The sequence below is a fragment of the Vibrio sp. Vb1755 genome (assembly GCF_033338635.1).
Lineage (GTDB): Bacteria > Pseudomonadota > Gammaproteobacteria > Enterobacterales > Vibrionaceae > Vibrio > Vibrio alginolyticus.
In genome coordinates, this window is record NZ_JAWOTA010000235.1 from 1 (window position 1) to 1,210 (window position 1,210).

Here is a 1,210-nt window from a genome sequence, read left to right on the forward strand (position 1 = left end):
CGCTGTTTTTACGTGTCGATGCTTCTTTGGGTTCATTGTGCTGCAGGTAGTGCTGCCAGGTAGTGCGAATGTTTTCGTAATTGTATTGTCAGAAGTCTTTGCGATCTCGAAGGTAGTCTTTTTCAACTTCGTCGAGTAACGATTTGTACTGTTCAGGATCGCTGCCATACACCAAGCACAAAGTGGAGAAGTAACGCTGCAGGTCAAAACTGTGTTCGTCAATGTACTCGCCGAAATCGTAATAGTCGGGTCTGTCATCGGACTCAAACGCAAACATGTCGGCGGCACTGATGGCCATATCGGCGCCATCGTCTAAATAGTCGATCAGTAAAATAGTGGCGAAATTGTCAACGGCATCTTCCTCTTTCCCCAACACAGGGATGCTTTGATCCTCGATGTACGCATGCCCAGCTTCATGCAGCAAAGTGTGTAATAAGGTATCTAATGCACCAGTCTTTGGCGATTTTCCGTAGCGATCTTCATATTGGTTGTTGGAGAAGTAATTGAGCGACTCCAAGTAAAACGTATAAGGAATATGGATGGTGTGCGTGTCGGGATCGTACATAGGGCCATCTTCGCCGCCATAAATCAGAGTGAGCGGTTTACGAAAAGGGAAGTAGGCTTGAGAAAGTCGAACAAAAATCGGGTTCACATCGCTGCTTTGAATGGATTGCTCGGCAAGTTTGTCATGGGTTGTTTCTGCGGGTATGTACTCGATACGAATATTGTTCGCCGCGTTGGCAGAAGCGGCACAGAGTAATAGCGCAGGGAGAAGCGATTGAATTTTCATGTTGAGCTCTTGTTATTTGAATGGCTTGCATAAAAATTATACATGTTTTTGGCGAATGAATAATCGGGATTGGCGTTTGTCACTCTGCGCCAATTCGTTTTATAGTTCGCCTAAAGGAGATCACTATGCCTAATCCACTGTTGTTACAACCCCGAATCCAATAGGCGTTGTTGACTGAGAACGCAGCAACAGCGCCACGAGAAATCGTTCCGTGGCAAAATTTTACTCTCTATTGAAGAGGCAAATGCCATGACTAAACATTGGTCTAAAGTTCAGTATCTGCACCAAGTGGTGCAAAACGCCAACATCTATATTAAAGGTACTCACAGTTATTACAGCGATTGCTGGGATAATGGTTTTGAGCAATCCGTCGTTCGTTATCTGCTGGGGGATGAAATCAGCAAGCAGTGGCAACCCCGT

The 1,210-nt window shown here is 45.4% G+C and carries 2 pseudogenes; one reads left to right on the forward strand and one right to left on the reverse strand.

Annotation, left to right across the window (positions count from 1 at the left end):
• Positions 1-790: pseudogene (locus R7E00_RS24180) on the reverse strand (DUF4344 domain-containing metallopeptidase); the annotation flags it as partial.
• A 249-nt stretch (positions 791-1,039) separates the two neighbouring features.
• Between R7E00_RS24180 and R7E00_RS24185 the strand changes: the two are divergent.
• A pseudogene (locus R7E00_RS24185) lies at positions 1,040-1,210 on the forward strand (antibiotic acetyltransferase); the annotation flags it as partial.